We start from the raw sequence: 20,314 nt of genomic DNA on the forward strand, positions 1-20,314 counted from the left end.
CACTACTTTATTTCTTTAGCAAGAACGTAAAAGTTACTATCCACACTGAATGTCTTATCACCTTCCGGATACATGCTTAAAGTTTTCCATTGTGCCGTAGGCGTTATCCATCTTGATCCTTTGAAGTTTATCTTTAACGGCATGTTGAACCCATCCACACATTCCGCATACCGATAATGCAAGGTGTACCCATCCAGTTTATATTCCAACACCGGCAGGTTCGAATTCCTGAGATATTGGTCAAATACCTTTTGCAGTTTCTTACCCGACTTTTTGATGATGTAATCTTCTACCTGCCGGGTGGTGACTGTCTGATGATAGAATGTCTTGTTAAGCCCGCGTAAAATTTCCCTGAACAAAACATCATTGCCGATCAGCTGACGGATGGTATGTATCATATTGGAAGCCTTGTAATAGATATCGGTATCCGGATAATCTTCGTTTACTCCATAATGGGTGATCGATGGCTGCTTGTTCTTTACTAGTTTACGCAAGCCTATCTCATACTCCTTCGCCGCTTCTTTTCCATAGTAGTATTCTGTGAACAATGTCTCGCTGTAATTTGTAAACCCTTCATGCACCCACATGTCTGCAATATCTTTTGTAGTGATGTTATTCGCAAACCATTCATGACCGCTTTCATGAACAAGGATGAAATCCCATTTCAGCCCCCAGCCGGTTTTAGAAAGATCGTTGCCAAGGTAACCGTTCCTATAACGATTTCCGTAGGCTACGGCGCTTTGATGCTCCATTCCCAGGAAAGGTGTCTCCACCAGTTTATAGCCGTCTGCATAAAAAGGATATGGCCCGAACCAGTGCTCAAAAGCTTTCATCATTAGCGGAGCCTGCACAAACTGTTTCTTCGCAGAATCAAGATTATATTCCATCACCCAATAATCCATATCCAGCTTTCCTTTTTCCCCTTTGAAAGTTTCGCCAAAATGAACATACTTGCCTATATAAGGCACGATGTTGTAATTATTGATCGGTGAAATCACTTTCCAGCTATAACGGGTAGTGCCATCACCCAATATTTTTTTTTCAGTCATGCGGCCATTGCTCACGCCCACGAGGCTGTCGGGTACGATCATATGCATAAGCGCACCACTGTCCGGCTCATCCGATTGTACATCCTTGCAGGGATACCACACACTGGCCCCCAATCCCTGGCAGGCTACGGTCATCCATGGAGCACCTTGTTTATCTTTAGTCCATATCCAGCCGCCATCCCAGGGTGCTTTCACCGCTTCTTTTGGTTTGCCTGAAAAATAGATGAGTACATTTCGTACGCCGGGGCGTATCTTATACATCCTGCTGGTGTCGCGTATCTGCGTGTAAAAAACATTTCCATCCCTTGTGAAAGAAAGTGACTTTCCATTGCTGACGATACTGTCTATCTGCATCGGCTCCTGCAGATCTATCTGCATCAGTTTTACACCGGCATCGTAATACGTGATATTGTTTTTTCCCCTGATCGTTTTGGCAGCAAAATCAGGTTGTACCGTAATATCGTATTTCAACACATCCCAGCCAATCCTTCCGGGGCCTATGCTGCCGCGTAAAGTATCCTGGCGTGTGAATGATTGCGCTATCGACGCCTGGCTGATAGCGAGTGATAATAACAGGGAAGAGATCTTAACGAGAGTGGATGCGATGCTGTTTTTTCTTTGTAATGGTTTGCCTGTGGTATTCATGCCCGACGTAGGAATATTTATTGAAAGATAAAAATAGTCATAACTTGTTTTGCAAACGGGGATATTTTATAAGCGGCATCACCGTATTTCCCCGCGATTGTATATTTTTACCCCGATGAAATTATTCACTTCTTACAGGCTCTTTCCCGTTGTTGCAACATTGCTGGTGATAAGCATGCTGCTGGTGCAAACCGGCTGCAAGGATCGACAACACAGTAGCAAAAAGATATTTCGTTACAATGAACTCACCGGTATCGCTTCTCTCGATCCTGCATTTGCCAAGAACCAATCCGTGATGTGGCCGATCCATCAATTGTACAATACACTTGTAGAAGTGGATGACAGTATGCAGCTAAAGCCATCGGTGGCGCTGCGATGGGAATTTTCGGAAGATAAAAAGACGATCACTTTTCATTTGCGCAACGATGTTTTCTTTCACGATGATGCGGCATTTGAAGCTGGTAAAGGTAGAAAACTGGTAGCCGCGGATGTTGTGTACAGCTTCAGCCGGCTCATAGACCGGGCAACCGCCAGTCCGGGTGCATGGATCTTCAATAACAGGGTAGACCCGCTGCAACCCTTTACAGCACTTGATGACAGCACTTTCAGACTTACACTCCTGCAGCCGTTTCAGCCGATATTGGGTATACTCAGCACACAATATTGTTCGATCATTCCCAAAGAAGCAGTAGATAAATACGGACAGGATTTTCGCCGTCATCCCGTCGGGTCAGGCCCGTTCGCTTTTGTGGCCTGGGAAGAAGGACAGGCGCTGATCATGAAAAAGAACGAACATTATTTCGAAAAGGATAGTTCCGGAAAACGTTTGCCTTATCTCGATGGCATCAAAGTGAATTTCTATGACAGCCGGGCTACGGAATTCCTGGAATTTCAGCAGGGGAGGTTGGATTTTATCAACGATATAGATGCATCTTTCAAAGACGAAATGCTGGGTAAAGGCGGTAACCTGAAAAAACAATGGGAGGGCAAATTGTTGCTCCACAAACATCCTTATCTCAATATTGAATACATCGGGATATTGATGGATACTGCGAACAGCCTGGTGGCTTCATCGCCTATGCGCCTCAGAAAAGTGCGGCAGGCCATCAATTATGCCATCGACCGGAAGAAGATGATGCTTTACCTGCGTAATTCTATTGGTACCGCTGCTGAAAGCGGATTCATCCCGCAGGGGTTGCCATCTTTTGATGCGCAAAAAGTTAAAGGGTACTTCTATGATCCTGCCCGGGCAAAGCAGTTACTGGCCGAAGCAGGGTACAAGGATGGAAAGGATCTCCCGCAAATAAAACTGCTCACGATCCCCAATTACGCCGATCTGGCTTCCTACATCGCCAATGAACTCAAGCAATCCGGTATCAACGTACAGGTGGAAGTGATACAGAAAAGCCTTTTGCTGGAGCAGACCAGCAAATCACAGGCATTGTTTTTCCGCGGCAGCTGGATAGCGGATTACCCCGATGCGGAGAATTTTCTGAGTGTTTTCTACAGCAAAAATCCGGCTCCGCCAAATTATACCCGTTATAAAAACGATCAGTTCGATCAGCTTTACGAACGTGCACTTGCCGAAGTAAACGATTCAGCCCGTTACGAATTCTACCGCCAGATGGACAAACTCATCATCGAAGATTCGCCGGTGATACCGCTCTGGTACGATATGGCCCTGCACCTGGTACATACCAATATTACCGGTTTCTATCCGAACAGTCTGAATATGCTGGAACTACGTAAGACAATTAAGAATTAAGAATTAAGAACGAAGCGTTCGTTAAAATTGACTTGTTTTTAAGGTTTGTCCACCTATTCTTCGCTGGTTCTCATTTTTAATGCTTAATTTTTAATTCTTAATTGATTCGTATGAGGATTTCCAAAATTTTCCTGACTGCTTCTTTGCTGCTGACAGCAACAATTGTTACCGTTGCTGCCATTCCGCAGGATGAATTTAAAAACCTGCAGGTATTGCCTAAGAATATTAGCGCCAAAGAGCTGGATAAGATCATGGAAGGATTCAATGAAGGGCTGGGAGTGGGCTGCAATTATTGTCATACTAAAAATGTCACTACAAAAGACCTTGAATTTGATAAGGATAGCAAGCCTGAAAAGGAGATGGCGCGTAAGATGATGCTGCTTACCAATGATATCAATAAAAAATATTTCCCCGAAAGCAAAGACATCCAGGCGGTAACGTGTTATACCTGCCATCACGGAAATCCAATGCCAGCTACGGATTCTGCGGATTTCAGAAGGAAAAGCGATTATTAATTACGAATGCAGGCAAGGAGATGTGATCACTGATTTCATAAGGATGAAGGGGATTGCACAGATGGTTTTTACTTCGTAAAAACGAAAATGCAGTTTATAAATCCTGACACACTTTTATAAGTTCCAGAATTTATAAACTGCATTTAAATTTTCTGCGGAGCAGGAAATAATCTGTGCAATCCCCTTCATCCTTTTAAAATCCGTGATCCCCTTTCGCTTAGCCCTCCGCTTCCATTCGTAATTCGTAATTGTCCATTCGTAATTCGTAATTGTACAAATCAAAACGGCTATCTTAAATTAATAAGATAGCCGCTTTTTTTTGGATTGATTGGTTGTTCTATGATTAATTCTTTATGATCTTCTTGATGTATTTTTCATCACCTGAAGAAATTTCAAGGATGTATGTACCTTTTGGCAGGTTCTGAAGATCGCTCATCACTACGATGTTGTCACCGGTTTCGATAGCTACCTTCCTGGTTGAGATCTGCCTGCCATCCAGGCCAACTACCCTGAAGTTTGCAGTTACCTGTTGTTTGCTGTTGATGAATACTTTCACATCGCTAACAAAAGGATTAGGATAAACACTCATTTTTTCTACGCTGAATGCACTTCCGTCCAGTTTAACCGCAACAACATTGCTATAAGAAACCTTACCGTCGTTGTCGATCACTTTCAGGCGGTAGTAAACAACCTTTGCATTGGTGTTCAGGGCATCAGTGTAGCTATAGGAGTGCCTTGTGCCGGTTGTACCGTTACCACCAACAGTTGTCCTTGTAGTAAAGTGTACCGCATCTTCGCTCCTCTGAACTTCAAATGCTTTATTGTTCAGTTCAGATTCAGTGATCCAGTTGAGCAGGGTAGCAGTTTTATTGTTGTTCAACACACCGGTGAAGGATACCAGTTTCACTGATAATGGGCCGCCTGAAGGAGAAATAACTGCTGTACTTACGTCGGTAAACAGTTCATTAATTTCAGAAAATGCATATGAAGTAGCTGTGTTAGTTACACTTCCAGGAATTGCCTGGCCTTGTACCTTGAACCGAACATTATAACCCTGGCCAACTTGCAAAGTACCACCGGCTGCATTGGTAGAATTAGTCCCGATAAAGAATTTTACATAATTCCTTGTGCCGTTCACCGCTTTGAAAGATTTATCAGCCGCATCGACTGCATCTGTCTGTGCACCGATCGTCATACCTGTACCGCTTATTACTTCCATTGAATTTGGAATGTAAGTTACATTCGTAGGAAGTGAATCCACTACAAATACGCCCTTCGCTACACCCGGGCCTACGTTAGTACCGGTAAGGGTATAGGTCAATATTTCATTTGATTCGATCAGATTATTACCACTTGCATCAGCAACGGTCTTGTCGATCGTTACCAACGGATCTTTTACCCTTAGGGCGAAAGCGAAATAACTCGGGAAATACTGATCCTGTTCGGTTCCGAAAGTTACTGTAACAGAAGTAGCATTTGGCTGGATACCAAATCCTGTACCTACATTCACCTCATCGATATCGATACCCATCTGGTTAGCGTAATTCGGATTTTTGGTAGTAACATAAGCACCGTTTTTAGTGATACTGCCGTTCCAGAAATTGGTAGCAAGGTTGGTAGCATTTGAAACAACTACGTTATTTACTTTTATATAATCACCCTGTGGATTATTACCGGTAGCACCTAAATGACCATCACCTTCCCAACCCATTACAGACATCACCGCATCGGTAGATGCTAAAGAGTTATTAGGTACGTTCAAACCATTCAAGGTCACAGAAATATTTTTTGGATCGTTATTAGTACTGGCGATCTGGTAAAAACCATGATACACACGAACGCTGTTCAACAGTGAATTAGGATTTTCATAAGCGATCACGATACTCCAGCCGGCATAACGGCCACCTGTTCCGTTGGTGGTTTGTGAAGCGGGTACATCAGCAACAGTGTAAGTACCTGCACCTGATCCCTGCACAAATGCCGTAACGTCTGTCCAGGTCTGGTATGCCCAATCACCACCTGTAGCCTGAAGACCATATTGGTCAACATTTGCAGCAGGAGCTGTTACATTATTGTAAGCGCCGTTTCCGAACCTGATCTTCACCTTACGCAGGGTATCGGGTTTTGAAACCACCGCAGACCTTTCAATACGGCCACCCCAATACAGGCGGGCGAATTTGATCGTGTTCGATCCTGCAGGAAGAGAAAGATTGGCAGAACTGGAATTTTGGGTGATGGCAACACCATCGATGTCTACGAAATCCATTGCCTGGTTATCGTTTCCATAAATAGTATACCCGACACCACGGTTATCGCCGCCGTTGATATTATTCATGGCAGCAACGCCATCTACACCGCTGGTCATGTTGGTATTACCGATAACGGCAGTACCACCTTTGAAAACACCGGAATAGACTTGCTGATAAGCGTTCACCGCGTACGGATTTCCGATACCGGTCTGTTGTGCATTTGTAGTCGTCGCGAGGCATGCGAGCGCTACAAACAAAGACATTGCTCTTGTAGTAAATTTAGTAAGCATTTTTTAAAATTTAAGATTAAAAAAATGGCTCACAGGAGATAAGGAGGCTTTTGAATGGCTTTTAAGTGGATAGTAGAGGAATATAGTAAAGTATTACTATTAGATAAAGTCTTGTAGTTGTCTCTAGGAAGATGGGTTATGGAGGAAATAACCGGGTAAGCAGTTATAGAAGGCAAATTTTACATTAAAAATGCATATTTCAAAATTTATTTGGAACTTTTTTTTTAATATTTATTAACAAATCAGGAGGCTTAATGCTTTAGCTTGTTTTTGAAAACTTTCCTGAATTTATCAACTTTAGGTCGGATAATATATTGACAATAAGGTTCTTCTCCATGTTGATTAAAGTAATCCTGATGATAGTTTTCAGCGATGTAAAAACGAGTGAAAGGTTCCAGCGTGGTCACGATCGGTTTGTCAAATGCCCCACTGGTGTTCAATAATGCTTTATATTTTTCCGCCAGTGCTTTCTGTTTCGCATTATGGTAAAATATCACGCTCCTGTATTGGGTGCCGATATCATTTCCCTGCCGGTTAAGGGTGGTAGGGTCGTGGCTTTGCCAGAACATTTCGAGTAAAGTCTCATAACTCACCTTTTTAGGGTCAAAGACGATCTCGAGGCATTCGGCATGCCCTGTAGTGCCGCTGCATACTTCTTTATAACTCGGCTTTACAGTATGACCGCCACTATAGCCGCTGGAAACGCTGATCACACCTTCCACCTGCTGAAAAATAGCTTCAGTACACCAGAAACATCCCGTTCCAAAAGTGGCGGTGTCGGTTACCACGGTTGTATTTGTAGAAAATGCTTCTGCTTTGGGGGCTGAGAAAAAAGAGAATATTGTAAATAATGATAGAATTGCCAGTCTAGACATTTTGCAAAAATTTGAAATTTAAAAAACTAAATACGAAATGAGGTAGTTTATAGGCTGTGAAGGGATTGTTAGAGTTGCGGGTGATGGGTGGCGGGTTGGTTGATCGTTTGCGAAGCTTTTCCTTCGAAGTGTTTATGTTTCCTGAACTTCCGTTAAGATGGAAGTTTTCTTCACCGCAGAGAAAGGAGAAAAAGAGTTTACGCAGAGTTCAATATATAATCTCTGCGTAAACTCTGCCACCTCTCGTTCTCTGCGGTTAGAATTCGCTTCAATCTACACCAACGATCAATCAACCCGCCACCCGGCGGCACTCGCAACTATACCTACGGCGTCGGCGTAGTGGTGCCTTCATTCCCCTTCAGCTTTTCATATTCCACATTTCCTTTCTCATCCCGGATGGTTTTAGGGGTCGGCGGTTTTCCCTCCGGGGTGATATCGTTGAAGATCTTGCTTACATAAGCCCATTTGCCGTTGATCCATTTAAAACCTTCGTAATCGCCATCCGGTATCAGCGTCCATTTTTTCAATGGCTGGTTCGATTCGGAAACGAGATGTTCCATCACGATCATCTGCAGTTCGGGATCGTAAGTGAGGCGTGGGCCTACGTCTTTTTTGAATTCCATTACATAACGGGCCATGTTCTTTTGGAACACATTACCGTTCTCAAAAACAAAACTACGGCTCCCAAAAATTGGTCCGTCCTGGTTGAACGTCAATATCTCGATGATCTTTTTATCGCTGCGGATGTTGTTTTCGTCAAAACCCAGCAGCGTGTAATAGTTCTTATTCTGCCAGGTAGTTGGAATGATCTTGTAATAAACAGCACCCATCCAGCCATAATTATTGCCGATAGTGTCGCTCATATTTTCCGTCACATCCGATTTGTCGATCAGCGGATAGAGTTTGAGGGAGCCGTCGGGTGTACGCATCTGTATGGCGCCATGCTGCCGGATCACATTGTCGCTGATGGCCATCTGCCAGGTGAATATCCTGAAGCTGCTGTCTGGCGGGTATATCTTCGAAATGGTAATAAGAGAATCGAAAGGGTAGTCGAAAGAATGTTTCACCTTGAGCGCCCTTACAAGCCCGCGGGTAAAGATACTGTCTGAACTGAGTTTGGCAGCCGGGTTGGTACCATTGAGTATCCTGAGTGCAGGTACTTTCAGCGAATCCTCTTTTTTTGCGAGGAGTACGATATCGGCTTTGCTGATATGCTGTGCCTGCAATTGTGTGGTAAAACCTGCAAAGACAAGGAGTAATGGGAAGAGTTTCATTGTATCAAATGTAAATAAACTATTTACAATGAAAAAGTATAGAAGGACGGCCGGGGAAATTTAACGTAAGGTTATAAGGGTTGAAGGTTCAAGGTTGAAGGTTCAAGGTTGATTCACGATTAGAAATTATTTTAAAGAAGTAAATTAATTTCAGACCGGTAAGACTTTCAACCTTCAACTATCAACTTTCAACCTTCAACCTTCTCCACCGCTTGCGCAAAAGCCAGCAACGATGGAAACACCGCATCGATCCGTTCGTCATTAAGGTCTACTTCCGGCCTTGTAGTGGGCAAAAAAACGGTGTACACACCGAGGTTACGGCCAAATTGCATGTCACTGGAAGTATTGCCTACCATGATGGCTTTGGAAAGGTCGATGGAAGGGATATCTTTGGCCGCCTGCAACCCCATACCGGGATTGGGTTTGCGGCCGGGGCTGGTGTCTTCCAGGTCGCTGCAGAAATAAATAGCGTCGATCCTGCCGCCGGCATCTTCCACTGCAGCCTTCATATTGGTATGTATCTCTTCGAGGTCGGCGAGTTTTGTGAGGCCTTTACCTACACCTTTCTGATTGGTCACCACCACTATCTGGCCAAACCTGGGGGTGAATATGCGCATCGCTTCCAGCACGCCTTCGTAAAACCTGAATTCTTCCCAGGTATGTATATAATCGGCTTGCTTCTCGTAATTGATCACGCCGTCGCGGTCGAGAAAGAGGGTCCAGGAAGGGGTGATGTCGTTTAATGGAAGCATGTATTCAATTAAGAATTAAGAATTAAGAATGAAACCCCGGAGGTTTTCCTATCTACAAACTTCCTGTCTGCGAAATATGTTTATTAAAATATTCGTCTTCCACCAGCTGACAGATAATATGGCCTATCAAAATATGGCTTTCCTGTATCCTCGGCGTATCTGTTGAGGGGATGTTGATGAGGTGATCGCAGATATCTTTCATCTTTCCGCCGGTAGCTCCGGTGAAACCGATAGTAAGCATGCCTTTTTCGTTGGCGGCATCTACGGCCTGGATGATATTCTTACTGTTGCCGGAAGTACTGATCGCTACCAGCACATCGCCTTCGTGTCCGAAACCCTTTACCATCCTGGCATACACCACATCATAACTGTAATCATTGGCCACCGCCGTCATGTACGAACTGTTTACATGTAATGCTTCTGCAGGCAATGCATCCCTGTCGAGATAAAAACGGCCGCTGAATTCGGCAGCCAGATGCTGGGCATCCGCAGCGCTTCCGCCGTTGCCGCAAAACAATACTTTTTTTCCGTTCCTGAATGCGGTGGTGATATCGTTCACACATTTCTGTACCGTGGCCAATAGTTCCTCATTTTCCAATACCTGCTGTTTGGTATCGATGGAAGCCTGTACAAGTGATTTGATTGTATTTAGCATATTGCAAAGGTAGTTTTTTATTGCACGAATTTTTCGAATTAGACGGATTACACGAATTGGGGAGACAACGGACAACTGACCACCGACTACAGACCACCGAATGTTTCCACCAGCTAACTATTATAGAGCTTTGATGGTATTATATACTTCGAAGTTTTGACTGTTGAATATTGACTATTCACTTATTGACACTATTTCTTCCGTCATCACCTGCCAGCTGTATTTTTTCTTTTCTTCTTTGAGGTAAGGTAAAAAATGGGCTTCTCCGGTGGCATGAAATTCCCTGATCTTTTCGGCGAGGGAAGCGGCCGTAGGTTCGGCTATCAGTCCCACTTTGCCATCGGGAACGAGTGCAGGTAAACCGCCCACATTGGTCACTATCATGGGTATTTCAAAATGATAGGCGAGTGGGGTAACGCCGCTTTGAGTGGCATTGCGGTAGGGTTGCACTACCACATTGGCGGAGCAGAGATAATCTTTGATCTCTTTATCGGCAATGAATTCCGTACGAAGGATCAGCATATCACTGATCCCCAGCTGAACTATCTGGTCTTCGTAAGTTTTGCGGTCATCGTAAAATTCACCGGCTATCATCAACCTGAGATGGGGGATCGGATCCGGCGAGTTTTTCAACAGGTGCATCGCTTCCAGTAAAATATCCAGCCCTTTGTATTTGCGGATGAACCCGAAGAATAATAACACGAAGTCATCCTGTGCTATACCGGTATTTTTCCTGGCTTCTGCCTGCGAGATCTTTTCACCAAAATTATCATACAACGGATGAGGCACATATTTGGCCGGTGCATCGGTGAAGAGGCGAAGATCTTCCAGCACTTTCCGGCTCATGGTGATGAAAGCATCCACCGGTTTGATGAAATATTTTGTAAACGGCTTGTCGCCAAAACGTTTTTCATGCGGGATCACGTTATCCGCTATGCACACCACCTTGCTGTGGCGGTTCTTTTTTGCGATGCGCAAAATAGTGCCAAAGCATGGTCCCATGAACGGTAACCAGAATCGTACGACGATGATATCAGGTCTTTCTTTTTTCAGCCTGCGACCGATCTTTATCCAGTTGAAAGGATTGATGGAATTGATCAGTACTTTGATATCGAGCCCTGCCGGCGCCGCTTCGGTAGAATACTGCGAAGTGCCCGGAAAAAGGAACGAGGGGTATTGCAGCAAAAATGTATAAATGCTCACGTTATTACCTTCCTCCTGGAATGCCCTTGCCAGCCGCTCATTAAATGATGCCATGCCGCCACCGCGTAAGGGGTAGGCGGGGCCGATGATGATGATATTTTTTTGAGAAGACAAATTAAAAATTAAGAATTAAAAATTAACGATTGGTGCGAAGATCAGTGTGAAGAGTCTTTTCCAAGGATTTACGCAGATCAAATGCACACCCATATCATCGCTGATCTTATGCCTGTTCTGCGTGCTATCCATCTGCACTTATCTGCGGAAAACACTTTGCTCTGATCATTAATTTAAAATTTTTAATTCTTAATTGACTCGAGTCCGATTTTTTCTTCTATCAGATAAGAATTCCGCTCGGGCGAATTCCTCGCGATGAGCTCACCGATAAATCCGGCGAGGAAGAGCTGCGAACCGATGATCATGGCCAGTATGGCAAAAAAGAATAACGGCCGTTGCGTAAGCCCGGTATGGTCGAAGAAGAATTTGGTGATCGTCAGGTACAGGAATACAAAAAAACCGAAAAAGAAAAAGAGGGTGCCCCATAAGCCGAAGAAGTGCATAGGGCGTTTGCCGAATTTGCCTACAAACATGATAGAGAACAGGTCGAGGAAGCCGTTTACAAAACGCTCCCAGCCAAATTTGGTCACCCCGTATTTCCGGGGCCTGTGTTCCACCACTTTTTCACCGATCTTGCGGAAGCCCGCCCATTTGGCCAGCACCGGAATATAGCGGTGCATCTCGCCGTATACTTCAATGCTCTTCACTACCTTCTTCTTGTAGGCTTTCAGTCCGCAGTTGAAATCATTGAGTTTGATGCCCGAGCTACGGCGTGCCGCGGCATTAAATAATTTGGAGGGTATGTTCTTGGTGAATTTATTGTCGAAACGTTTTTTCTTCCATCCGCTCACGATATCGAATCCATCGTTGAGGATCATATGGCGCAGGCCGGGTATTTCATCGGGACTATCCTGCATATCGGCATCCATGGTGATGACCACATCGCCCTGGGCCGCTTTAAATCCTTCATTGAGCGCTGCACTTTTACCATAGTTACGCTGAAACTTAATGGCTTTGATATGGCTGTTGCCGGCCCGTAATTCTTCAATCACTTCCCAGGAGCGGTCGGTGCTGCCATCGTCTATCATGATGATCTCGTAGCTGTAATTATTGGCCAGCATCACACGTTCGATCCAGGCCGCTAATTCCGGCAGCGATTCATCTTCATTGAATAACGGTATTACGATTGAAAGATCCATTGGCTATTTTTTATTTGTCTGGCTTAAGGCAACACCCCCGATTAAAGATACCAAAGAACCCAATATCAAATAGGAGATCGTGGTGATCGCAATCGTCATGGGCGTAAAATTGTCGCGGATCTGCTTGTTGTTGTTCTCGATGTCCAGCGGGGTATAATTGCCTTGTTTGGCCGCAAGTTCCGCATTTTCCTTCAATCTTTTTTCGAGTATCTGTGGGTTCATTTTATTGAAAACCACGGTGTAAACGACGATGAATAAAGTGGCTACGATGAATGTTTTAAACCCTTCGGAAAAGTATTCCTTTATCTGTTTGTCTTCACCAGAAGATAATTTGAAAGAGATCAGGCTCCATAAAAGCCCCACCACGAATACTCCCATCACCACGAGGTGATTCCTGCCGTTGACCGGGTAATGCATGACATAAAAGAATATCAATGATAACGCGATCATCAGCACGGCTATTATCAGGCCCTTGTAAGTGGAGGTTATTTTCATGAAAAATGATTCAGAACGATTTGTTGTTTGTTTATGATCCCGATCACCCTGCCTTTCAGTTTCTGCCCGATAAAAGGAGTATTGAAAGAAGTGGAACGGATCATTTCTTTTTCGAAAGTATATTCTTCGCCGGGGGCGAAAAGGGTGAGGCTGGCGGCTGTTCCAGCTGTAAGGGATGGTACTTCGAGCCGGAACAACTCCCTTGGCTGCACCGTAAGCTTTTCGATCAGTGTTTCGAGTGGAGCCCCGTAACGATTGGCTACGCCAAAAAACGATTCCAGTCCGATCATGCCATTCCTGGCATATTCAAATTCACATTCCTTATCATCCCAATGCTGCGGCACATGATGCGATGCGATGCAATCGGCAGTTCCATTTGCGATAGCTTGCCTTACAGCCAGCATATCTTCTTTTTTACGCAGCGGCGGGTTTACTTTCAGATTGGTGTTGTAAGATACCAGGTCTTCATCGCAAAACCAGGCGTGATAAGGTGTTACAGAGAAACTCACCTGCAGCCCTTCTTTTTTCGCGGCAGCGATGAGCTCTATTCCTTTTTGGGTGGTAACACCGGTGATGTGCAACCTGGAACCGGTATACCTTAGCAGTTCGATATCCCTCGCTATCATGAGTTCTTCTGCAATGGAAGGAATTCCCGGTAGCCCGAGCCTGGTGCTCATGATGCCTTCGTTCATCAGTCCGTGGGCGCTGATGCTTTTATCGTTTGGTACCTGCAGTAAGGTAGCGCCGATGCTTAATACATATTGTAAAGCTTTCAGCAGTATGCCGGGGCTTTGCAGCGACTGGATCCCATCGCTGAAAGCGATGGCGCCGCTGTTGTGCATGTCGTACATTTCGGCCAGTTCCTTTCCTTCGGCATTTTTGGTGATGGCGCCGATGGGGTAAAGGTTTATCGGCAATGAAGCGGCTTTCTGCCGGATATATTCCACCTGTATCTTGGAAGAAACGGCGGGATTGGTATTTGGCACCAGCATTACATCCGTGAACCCTCCGGCCGCGGCCGCGGCGGCACCCGACACGAGGGTTTCCTTGTGCTCGAACCCGGGATCGTCGAACTGTGCGAAAATATCCATCCAGCCTATGCTGCAGTGGAGATCGGGGTGAGTGATCACCTGGGCCCCTTCAGCTGAAATATGATCGGCTATTTGGCGGATGATGCCATTTTCAATGAGAATGTCGGTTACTTTTCCGTTAAAAGGAGAGGAGGGGGAAATGATCCTGACTTGCTGTATTAAAACCTTCATGCGTTTTGCGATTATGCAAATATGCAAAAAAAAGACGAGTGAGCAAAATCCTGCGGAAGGCAATGAAGGGATAGTCAGATACTATTTTAGTATTTATTTGCGTTAATAGGCCTTGCAGGGTAGGCAACCGCGGGTAGACTACCGGGAGTAGACAACCGGGAGTAGACAACCGCGGGTAGACAACCCCATTCACCCAACACTCATGAAAAAAACATTATTTATCATCTCCTTATCTTTTTTATGCCTCGCTGCCCACGCTCAATTGAAATGGTACAGCATCACCAAAAGAGATATCGTTTTATATTCCTGCATGGCCGTAGCTGGTACGGCCGACGGTTTCAACCAGGCCATTATTCACCACGACTATGGAAAGGGCATTTCTTTCATCGATTACGAAACTTCCTGGAAACGCAAATACAGGAACGCTGATATCAACGATTACCGGCCGGCATACATCGGCAGCAAATCCTGGCTGGTGTGGACAACCGATGCTTATCACCTCAGCAGGACTGTTGACCATACCGCGACGATTGGAGGTATCGTCATCGCTTCTACTTCCGACCTGAAACAATATCATAAAAAAGACCGGTGGAAAGTGCTTGCGATCAAGCGTGGGATTGTTCCATTGGTGATCCGTGGAATCTTCTTTTCCGCTTTCTATAATAAACTGGGATACGAGCGCCGATAGGCACCGACAGTTGAAGGTTGAAGGTTGAAAGTTGATGGTTGATAGTTGAAGGTTACACTATCAGCGGTTGTGACTTGATGTTGCTTTATCTTCAATGTTATTAAAATTTCCTTTCATAAAATAACCCGTATTAAAATAATATCAACCATCAACCTTCAACCTTCAACTTTCAACCTTCAACCTTCAACCTTCAACCTTAATGTCATATTTTTGAGGAAATAATTTCAACTATATGAAACAAACACTCACTGATAAAGTTGCTTATATCACCGGTGGAAGCAAAGGAATTGGTTTTGGCGTAGCCAGGATATTACTTGATAACGGAATGAAAGTGGCCATCAGCAGCCGCAGTCTTGAAGCAGCACAGAAAGCTGCTGCATCCCTTTCTGCCGATCCCTCAAAAATACTGGCGCTGGAATCCGATGTAAGCACTCCGGGCGCAGAAGCACGGGCCATTAAAGCTGTAACGGACCATTTCGGCCGACTGGATCTGCTGGTGGCCAATGCCGGCGTCGGGCATTTCGCGCCGATAGAAACGCTTACCGATGAAGAATGGAAAAGTACGATCGATACCAACCTTACCGGTGTGTTCAACAGTGTGAAAGCGGCCATCGCTCCGCTGAAGGAAACCAAAGGTTATATTATCACCATCGCCAGCCTGGCGGGAACCAATTTTTTCGCCAACGGCGCGGCATACAATGCCAGCAAGTTCGGGCTGGTAGGCTTCTCCCAGGCCATTATGCTCGATCTGCGCCAATATGGTATTAAAGTCACCACGATCATGCCGGGCTCGGTAGCCACTTATTTCAACGGGCATGTTCCTTCCGATGCCGATGCCTGGAAGATACAGCCGGAAGATATCGGTCAACTGGTGCTCGACCTGATGCAGATTAACCCAAGGACGCTGCCGAGCAAGGTGGAGGTGCGCCCGACAATGCCGAAATAGTGAATAGTCAATGGTGAATGGTGAAATCTTTGAAGATTATTCTGTAATTGAACCTTATTCTCCCTGGCTAAAATTGTACCCTTTTCAAAAAAACTAAAAAGTTTTCACCATTCACTATTGACCTTTCACCATCGCGGAAGCCGCTCACTTTATGCGTATATTTGAATGACACTAGTTTTGCGTTGAAAACTTCGAAGTTTTCACCATTCACCATTCACCATTCACCAAAATGCAGCAGACGTATAATTGTATAGTGGCAGATGATGATGATATCGACAGGATCACCGTTCTGTCGTATATAAAAGATTACCCGTTCCTGAATGTGACCGGTAATTATGCTTCCGCGGAAGAAGCCCTTGCAGCGGCAAAGAAAAATTTGCCTGAGGTATTATTCCTCGACATTGATATGCCTGGCATGAGCGGGCTCGAGCTGCGCCGGGAGTTGCCTGATGTGCCGGTATGTGTATTCATCACGTCGTATCCTGATTATGCGGTGGAAAGTTTTGAAGAAGCTGCGCTTGATTTCCTGGTAAAACCTTTCAATGCCAAACGTTTCGACACCTGTATCCATCGGGCACGGCAGTATCTTGAAGTGCGGCATAAAGCAGGGATGCTCAATCACACACTGGGTGCCGGTACCATATTTATAAAAGATGGACATGATCAGGTAAAACTTCAGCTGCACGAGGTATTGTACCTGGAAGCGATGAAGGATTACACCAGCATCGTTACCGGATCAAAAAAACATTGCGTATTGAGTTCGCTCGGCAGTTTGCTGAAAGAAGACGCGTTTAAGAATTTCATTCGGGTACACCGCAGTTATGCGGTTCAGAAACATTTTATCGACAAAATGACTTCTAAAGAAGTGGTGGTGAAAGGTAATATTTTGCCGGTAGGCAGACTTTTCAAAGATGCATTGGCAGGATTGAAAATTTAAGCTTACTTCATTTTTACATTCCATGATCCGGTATCCGTGACCCAATATCTCCACCGAAAACCGTCGGGACGCGGAATGCACTTTTTCTGTCACCATCAACATCCGACGTTCGATGGAGGATCTCTGCCGTTTGTAAATTAAGCAATCAGAAATGGCATTAATTCACAATATTTGTAACTTCTAAAACCGTCCTTAACTCTTCTCCATGGCAACTATTCTCGAACTGGTGGGCAATACTCCTTTAGTTGAATTAAAGAAACTCAATCCCAATCCTAACGTTACCATTTATGGCAAACTGGAGGGAAACAATCCCGGCGGTAGTGTGAAGGACCGTGCTGCGTATGGGATGATCAAAGGTGCGCTGGACAGGGGAGAGATAAGGGAGGGCACAACATTGATAGAAGCCACGAGTGGCAATACCGGCATTGCCCTGGCGATGATTGCCGGGTTGTTCAACGTGCCGATAGAGCTTGTGATGCCCGCGGATGCAACCCGGGAAAGGGTTTTGACGATGGAAGCATTTGGCGCCAAAGTAGTGCTTACCCCCAAAGAACAATCGATGGAAGGGGCGATCGATTATGCCAATGCGCAACTGGTCAAAGGCGGTTATCATATGCTGAACCAGTTTGGCAATCCCGACAACCCGCTGATGCATTACAATACTACAGGTCCCGAAATATGGCGTGATACGCAGCACCGCATCACACATTTTGTTTCGTCGATGGGCACCACCGGTACTATTATGGGAGTTTCGCAATACCTGAAAGAACAGGATGTGGATATACAGATAGTGGGTTGCCAGCCTACCGAAGGTTCCCGCATACCCGGCATACGCAAATGGCCGGAAGCTTATCTACCCACCATATTCAACCGCAGCAGGGTAGATCGTACGATGGAAATTGATGAGGCGGATGCAAGGGCCATGACAAAAAAACTGGCCAGGGAAGAGGCCATTTTCAGCGGCATGAGCAGCGGTGGTGCTGCACACGCGGCGATAGAACTGGCAAAGGAATTAAATTCGGGCGTGATCGTATTCATCGTGTGTGACCGCGGCGACCGCTACCTCAGCTCCGATTTATTTGACTGACGGCTTAAAGGGCCTTTAACCCGTCAGCAACTACGGATGTTCATCAGTCGACCGGCAGCTCCATGGCTTCATCAAAAAGTTCACACGAAGTTCACAAAAGCAAAAGTTCACACGAAAAAGGGCCTTTTAGGGGTAAAAGTCCACAAACTTAAAGTGTTCTTAATGTGGTAATTGCGTGTGGACTTACACGGTGAACTCCGGGGAGGTCCACAAAAAAAGTCCACAAAAAAAAATTACAAAAAAAAATTTTGTTCAGAGGCGGTAGTACGATGCAAAAAAAACCTTCCGGGGGGGGAAGGTCTTTCATAAAATGTAATTGGTTTCAGTGGTTTTTTCGATAGGTAATGTCTGTAGTTTTTTATAGGATTGGGTTAAGTGGTCTTTTCAATAGGTAATGTTGGTAGCTTTTTATAGGATTGGTTTCTGATATGAAATTAGATCATCCATTTGAATAAAATTGTAACAAACCTTGGAAAGGGCTGTAGTATTTTTTCGAAATGCTCAAACGCCCGGAGGTTCTGAAAAACCTCCGGGGTTTTCTTTCAATCCCGGAGTGTTTGCAGACAAACGCCCGGAGGTTCTGAAAAACCTCCGGGGTTTTCTTTCAACCCCGGAGTGTTTGCAGGCAGACGCCCGGAGGTTCTGAAAAACCTCCGGGATTTTCTTTCAATCCCGGAGTGTTTGCAGGCAGACGCCCGGAGGTTCTGAAAAACCTCCGGGGTTTTTATTTCCCTCCTTTCAATTCTTTCTGCAAAGTTTCCAGTTCTTCCCATTTAGCTGCCGCCGCAAGCTTGGCTTGTTTTGGCCAGCTTGCCGGAACATGCACATTGAATTTCGGGCCGGCAGCATCCAGTATTTCTTTCAGCTTTTTTGCCGACGCTTTGGACAACTGCGAATAAGTAAGAATACCGTTTTTATTGAGCAGGGTAGCGATCTGTTTGCCGATACCTTCAATTTTTGTAAGATCCGCTTTTTCTACCGAAGGCGCTGGGGTAGCTTTTTTTGCAGGAGCCGCTTTTTTAGCCACTGCTTTCTTTGGTGTTGCCTTTTTTATCACCGGGGTATCGGTCACTGTTTCGGCTTGTTCCGTAACATGGATCACACAGTTTTCGATGAACATTCCTTCCGCCGCTGAATAAGAATGCGCCCTGTCGTCATTTTCCCACCTGCCATCATTGAGCAGGTAACGATATTGATATGTTTGTCCCGGTTGCAGGGAAATGGTGGTCTGCAACGAGCCATCTTCAGTCAATTCGAGCGGAAAACCCAGTTCGGCATTCCAGTTATTGAAATCGCCCAGCAATAATCCGCCGGTAGCGTGTTGAACGATATAGTTGGGCAGTAAAAAAGTTACTTGTGTAGACATGCGTTTGTGTTTAATTGTGTATCTGGTCAATACGGTTAAATAATAAGCCCATAAACGGCTAGTTTATGGGCTTACAGCAGGTGCAAATATAGTTAATTACGAATTAAGAATTACGAATTACGAATTGCAATCTTCGTATCATTCGTAATTCGTAATTTTTAATTCGTAATTGATTCCAGTTTTCCTTCTATCGAATCGTCCATTGTTTTCCCCACGATAGCCCCGGCAACAGTTTTGAGGAATGCCACGGCATTGCCATGTTTATTGTCCCAATAGTAACCTTCCAGCGGTTTCACTTCTATCACCGCGATGCGGGGATCATCCTGTCCTTCGGTAAACCAGGTCTTGAGCATAGGTTCCCACAGCTCTGCGATCTTCGCTTTGTCGGCCGTAAGTTTGGCTGTAGCGCCCAGGCTCAGGAAATCCGAATAGGAAGATCCCTGGAACAGCAGGTGCACGCGGGAATCGGCCTTGATATCGCTGTAAATATGACTGTCGTTGGCACACAGGAACCACAATGTTCCGTCGTCGTCGGTAACCTGCACTGACATCGGGCGCACGTGCAGCGGACTGGTTTCCTGAAGTTTTGTAATGAAATGACAGGTATTCTTGTTCGAAAGTTCTTTGATCTTTTTGGCCGCATCCGTACCTCTAAGGTCTTCATGGTTATTTTCTTCCTGTTGTTGATTGATACTGTTCATGTGTTTGGTTTTAATTGATTCACTTTTTGTTCGTTGAATAAATCCAAACATCGTTCCGAAAACCCCGGAGGTTTTAAAAACATAAACCCCGGAGGTTTTGGAAACCTCCGGGGTTTGCACTCAAATCCTAACATCCTCATACAAAATGCGTTGCAATAAAAAAAATAAAAAAGAAGTAACAATTTTTTGTTCTACAAAATTTGAACCCTTACTTTTGCCGCGGAGAGCTGGCAGAGTGGTCGATTGCGGCAGTCTTGAAAACTGTTGACTGTTACAGGTCCGGGGGTTCGAATCCCTCGCTCTCCGC

At 45.1% G+C, this 20,314-nt stretch carries 18 protein-coding genes and 1 tRNA gene; 7 read left to right on the top strand and 12 right to left on the bottom strand.

Features of this window, described 5'->3' with window-relative positions:
* Window positions 1–2: 2 nt before the first annotated feature.
* A complete protein-coding gene (locus EGI32_RS05070; protein ID WP_255154291.1) occupies window positions 3–1,694 on the bottom strand; it encodes a M1 family metallopeptidase in 1,692 nt (563 codons plus the stop codon).
* Window positions 1,695–1,809: 115 nt separating this feature from the next.
* Here EGI32_RS05070 and EGI32_RS05075 point away from each other — a divergent pair, with 115 nt between their 5' ends.
* A complete protein-coding gene (locus EGI32_RS05075) occupies window positions 1,810–3,459 on the top strand; it encodes an ABC transporter substrate-binding protein (protein WP_255154292.1) in 1,650 nt (549 codons plus the stop codon).
* 110 nt (window positions 3,460–3,569) lie between these two features.
* Window positions 3,570–3,974 carry a c-type cytochrome gene (locus EGI32_RS05080; protein ID WP_255154293.1) on the top strand — a complete coding sequence of 135 codons (405 nt, stop codon included), beginning with the start codon at window positions 3,570–3,572 and terminating at the stop codon, window positions 3,972–3,974.
* A 343-nt stretch (window positions 3,975–4,317) separates the two neighbouring features.
* Here EGI32_RS05080 and EGI32_RS05085 read toward each other — a convergent pair whose 3' ends face one another.
* The 9 genes from EGI32_RS05085 to EGI32_RS05125 form a co-directional block, all read right to left on the bottom strand.
* A complete protein-coding gene (locus tag EGI32_RS05085; RefSeq protein WP_255154294.1) occupies window positions 4,318–6,513 on the bottom strand; it encodes a T9SS type A sorting domain-containing protein in 2,196 nt (731 codons plus the stop codon).
* Between the two features lie 251 nt (window positions 6,514–6,764).
* Window positions 6,765–7,388, bottom strand: a complete 624-nt coding sequence (gene msrA / locus EGI32_RS05090) for a peptide-methionine (S)-S-oxide reductase MsrA (protein WP_255154295.1) — start codon at window positions 7,386–7,388, stop codon at window positions 6,765–6,767.
* A 323-nt stretch (window positions 7,389–7,711) separates the two neighbouring features.
* Window positions 7,712–8,662: a hypothetical protein gene (locus EGI32_RS05095; protein ID WP_255154296.1), complete on the bottom strand. Its 951-nt coding sequence runs from the start codon at window positions 8,660–8,662 to the stop codon at window positions 7,712–7,714.
* A 188-nt stretch (window positions 8,663–8,850) separates the two neighbouring features.
* Entirely contained in the window at window positions 8,851–9,414 is a 564-nt protein-coding gene (locus EGI32_RS05100; protein WP_255154297.1) for an HAD-IIIA family hydrolase, read from the bottom strand.
* Between the two features lie 52 nt (window positions 9,415–9,466).
* Window positions 9,467–10,069, bottom strand: coding sequence for an SIS domain-containing protein (locus EGI32_RS05105; protein ID WP_255154298.1), 603 nt, complete (start codon window positions 10,067–10,069; stop codon window positions 9,467–9,469).
* Window positions 10,070–10,243: 174 nt separating this feature from the next.
* Window positions 10,244–11,386, bottom strand: a complete 1,143-nt coding sequence (locus EGI32_RS05110) for a glycosyltransferase family 4 protein (RefSeq protein WP_255154299.1) — start codon at window positions 11,384–11,386, stop codon at window positions 10,244–10,246.
* Window positions 11,387–11,568: 182 nt separating this feature from the next.
* On the bottom strand, window positions 11,569–12,525 hold the full coding sequence (locus tag EGI32_RS05115; protein WP_255154300.1) for a glycosyltransferase family 2 protein: 957 nt from the start codon (window positions 12,523–12,525) through the stop codon (window positions 11,569–11,571).
* Between the two features lie 3 nt (window positions 12,526–12,528).
* Window positions 12,529–13,020 carry a DUF4199 domain-containing protein gene (locus EGI32_RS05120; RefSeq protein ID WP_255154301.1) on the bottom strand — a complete coding sequence of 164 codons (492 nt, stop codon included), beginning with the start codon at window positions 13,018–13,020 and terminating at the stop codon, window positions 12,529–12,531.
* Window positions 13,017–14,282 (bottom strand): dihydroorotase family protein, encoded by a 1,266-nt coding sequence (locus EGI32_RS05125; protein WP_255154302.1) that lies wholly within the window; start codon window positions 14,280–14,282, stop codon window positions 13,017–13,019. Before EGI32_RS05125 ends, EGI32_RS05120 begins: the two co-directional genes overlap by 4 nt.
* 202 nt (window positions 14,283–14,484) lie before the next feature.
* Between EGI32_RS05125 and EGI32_RS05130 the strand changes: the two genes are divergently transcribed.
* The 4 genes from EGI32_RS05130 to cysM all read left to right on the top strand — a co-directional run bounded on the left by EGI32_RS05130 (window position 14,485) and on the right by cysM (window position 17,940).
* Window positions 14,485–14,970, top strand: a complete 486-nt coding sequence (locus EGI32_RS05130; protein ID WP_255154303.1) for a hypothetical protein — start codon at window positions 14,485–14,487, stop codon at window positions 14,968–14,970.
* Between the two features lie 232 nt (window positions 14,971–15,202).
* The gene (locus tag EGI32_RS05135) at window positions 15,203–15,916 is read left to right on the top strand and encodes an SDR family oxidoreductase (RefSeq protein WP_255154304.1); all 714 of its coding nucleotides are present in this window, start codon (window positions 15,203–15,205) and stop codon (window positions 15,914–15,916) included.
* Window positions 15,917–16,145: 229 nt separating this feature from the next.
* Window positions 16,146–16,853, top strand: a complete 708-nt coding sequence (locus tag EGI32_RS05140; protein WP_255154305.1) for a LytTR family DNA-binding domain-containing protein — start codon at window positions 16,146–16,148, stop codon at window positions 16,851–16,853.
* A 205-nt stretch (window positions 16,854–17,058) separates the two neighbouring features.
* A complete protein-coding gene (gene cysM, locus EGI32_RS05145) occupies window positions 17,059–17,940 on the top strand; it encodes a cysteine synthase CysM (protein WP_255154306.1) in 882 nt (293 codons plus the stop codon).
* Window positions 17,941–18,664: 724 nt separating this feature from the next.
* Here cysM and EGI32_RS05150 read toward each other — a convergent pair.
* Both EGI32_RS05150 and EGI32_RS05155 read right to left on the bottom strand, forming a co-directional pair.
* Window positions 18,665–19,306, bottom strand: coding sequence for a DUF4332 domain-containing protein (locus EGI32_RS05150; protein ID WP_255154307.1), 642 nt, complete (start codon window positions 19,304–19,306; stop codon window positions 18,665–18,667).
* A gap of 158 nt (window positions 19,307–19,464) precedes the next feature.
* Window positions 19,465–20,007, bottom strand: a complete 543-nt coding sequence (locus EGI32_RS05155) for a pyridoxamine 5'-phosphate oxidase family protein (RefSeq protein ID WP_255154308.1) — start codon at window positions 20,005–20,007, stop codon at window positions 19,465–19,467.
* A gap of 221 nt (window positions 20,008–20,228) precedes the next feature.
* On the opposite strand from EGI32_RS05155, the gene EGI32_RS05160 reads away from it, so the two are divergent.
* Window positions 20,229–20,313 (top strand) — tRNA-Ser (locus EGI32_RS05160).
* Window position 20,314 lies beyond the last annotated feature (1 nt).

The sequence above is a fragment of the Ferruginibacter sp. HRS2-29 genome (assembly GCF_024343615.1).
Lineage (GTDB): Bacteria > Bacteroidota > Bacteroidia > Chitinophagales > Chitinophagaceae > Ferruginibacter.

What these genes read in the sequence shown, in the direction of transcription:
- EGI32_RS05070 (WP_255154291.1), bottom strand. Translation starts at nt 1,694, where the DNA reads ATGAATACCACAGGCAAACCATTACAAAGAAAAAACAGCATCGCATCC.
- EGI32_RS05075 (WP_255154292.1), top strand. Translation starts at nt 1,810, where the DNA reads ATGAAATTATTCACTTCTTACAGGCTCTTTCCCGTTGTTGCAACATTG.
- EGI32_RS05080 (WP_255154293.1), top strand. Translation starts at nt 3,570, where the DNA reads ATGAGGATTTCCAAAATTTTCCTGACTGCTTCTTTGCTGCTGACAGCA.
- EGI32_RS05085 (WP_255154294.1), bottom strand. Translation starts at nt 6,513, where the DNA reads ATGCTTACTAAATTTACTACAAGAGCAATGTCTTTGTTTGTAGCGCTC.
- msrA (WP_255154295.1), bottom strand. Translation starts at nt 7,388, where the DNA reads ATGTCTAGACTGGCAATTCTATCATTATTTACAATATTCTCTTTTTTC.
- EGI32_RS05095 (WP_255154296.1), bottom strand. Translation starts at nt 8,662, where the DNA reads ATGAAACTCTTCCCATTACTCCTTGTCTTTGCAGGTTTTACCACACAA.
- EGI32_RS05100 (WP_255154297.1), bottom strand. Translation starts at nt 9,414, where the DNA reads ATGCTTCCATTAAACGACATCACCCCTTCCTGGACCCTCTTTCTCGAC.
- EGI32_RS05105 (WP_255154298.1), bottom strand. Translation starts at nt 10,069, where the DNA reads ATGCTAAATACAATCAAATCACTTGTACAGGCTTCCATCGATACCAAA.
- EGI32_RS05115 (WP_255154300.1), bottom strand. Translation starts at nt 12,525, where the DNA reads ATGGATCTTTCAATCGTAATACCGTTATTCAATGAAGATGAATCGCTG.
- EGI32_RS05120 (WP_255154301.1), bottom strand. Translation starts at nt 13,020, where the DNA reads ATGAAAATAACCTCCACTTACAAGGGCCTGATAATAGCCGTGCTGATG.
- EGI32_RS05125 (WP_255154302.1), bottom strand. Translation starts at nt 14,282, where the DNA reads ATGAAGGTTTTAATACAGCAAGTCAGGATCATTTCCCCCTCCTCTCCT.
- EGI32_RS05130 (WP_255154303.1), top strand. Translation starts at nt 14,485, where the DNA reads ATGAAAAAAACATTATTTATCATCTCCTTATCTTTTTTATGCCTCGCT.
- EGI32_RS05135 (WP_255154304.1), top strand. Translation starts at nt 15,203, where the DNA reads ATGAAACAAACACTCACTGATAAAGTTGCTTATATCACCGGTGGAAGC.
- EGI32_RS05140 (WP_255154305.1), top strand. Translation starts at nt 16,146, where the DNA reads ATGCAGCAGACGTATAATTGTATAGTGGCAGATGATGATGATATCGAC.
- cysM (WP_255154306.1), top strand. Translation starts at nt 17,059, where the DNA reads ATGGCAACTATTCTCGAACTGGTGGGCAATACTCCTTTAGTTGAATTA.
- EGI32_RS05150 (WP_255154307.1), bottom strand. Translation starts at nt 19,306, where the DNA reads ATGTCTACACAAGTAACTTTTTTACTGCCCAACTATATCGTTCAACAC.
- EGI32_RS05155 (WP_255154308.1), bottom strand. Translation starts at nt 20,007, where the DNA reads ATGAACAGTATCAATCAACAACAGGAAGAAAATAACCATGAAGACCTT.